The sequence below is a fragment of the Kribbella sp. NPDC050820 genome (assembly GCF_040653975.1).
In the GTDB taxonomy this organism is placed as follows: Bacteria; Actinomycetota; Actinomycetes; order Propionibacteriales; family Kribbellaceae; genus Kribbella.
In genome coordinates, this window is the sequence record NZ_JBFAHB010000177.1 from 1 (window position 1) to 1145 (window position 1145).

The window sequence follows — 1145 nt, forward strand, 5'->3', positions numbered from 1 at the left end:
CCACCCGAGCGCCTGCTCACCCCGCCCCACCCGCCGCCCCAGCGACGGCCGCGAACGCGCCATCGTCCTGGGCGGCGAGGGCTGCCCGGAGATCGCCGAGTTCGCCCCGGCCGAGTTCGGCGCGATGATCGGCATCTCCGCCGGTGCCGCCGCGGACTTCATCGGCCAGGCCCTCGCGCTGCGCCACCGGCTCCCGCTGGCCTGGGCGCGGGTCCAGTCCGGTCAGGCGACGCCGTGGAAGGCCCGCAAGATCGCCACCGCCTGCCTGGACCTGTCCGAAGACGCCGCCCGCGCCGTCGACCACCGCGTCGCGAAGGTCGTCGACACCCTCACCCCCGGCCGGCTGGACAGGATCGTCGAGGCCGCCAAGAAACACGCCGACCCCGAAGCCGCCCGGGCCAAGGCCGCGGAGAAGGCCCGCGAACGCGGCGTCTACCTGGGCCGCTGCGACGAGCACGGCACCAAGAAGATCCTCATCCGCACCGGCTCCGGTGCGGCGATCCGATTCGACGCCCGCATCACCAGCATCGCCGAAGCCCTCAAAATCCTCGGCGACACCGCCTGCCTGCAGCGCCGCCGCGCCGACGCCGTCGGCATCATCGCCGACCCCCGCTACACCGAAGAACTCCTCCACCAAGCCCACCGACACCTCCACACCACCCCACCCACCCCGCCCGCCGCCACAGCCACCGCCGGGGACGATCGCGCCCACACCACCGCCCCAACCAGCCGCCCCGCCGCTTCACCCGCCACCCCGGCCGCGGATCAACCCCCAGCCCAGACCGCTGACGCAACCACCCGGTCTGCGGCTCCACCAGTCACCCCGGCCGCCGGTCAAGCCCCAGCCCCGGCTGCCGCCGCAACCCGCCGACCCGCGGCTCCCGCAGTCGGCGCGGGTTCCGGCCAAGCTCCGGCCCCGACTGCTGACGCCACCGATCGGCCGCCGGCTCCAGCCGTCGCCCTGGCCGCGGATCAAGTGCCCGCCTTGACCACCGACGCAACCATCCGATCCGCGGCTCCAGCAGTCACCCGCGGAACCGATCAAGGCTCAGCCTGGATCCACCGATGGACTGGGGTGAGTTGGCTGGGGTGAGCGTGCCGTAACGCGAGAATGCCCTTGCGTGCTGGGAGATTGGGACTTGCGA

General features: G+C 73.5%; 1 pseudogene. It reads left to right on the top strand.

The annotated features are described in order from the left end of the window. Nucleotides 1–1093 (top strand): annotated as a pseudogene (locus tag AB0H36_RS48090) (hypothetical protein); the annotation flags it as partial. Between the last annotated feature and the right edge of the window lie 52 nt (nt 1094–1145).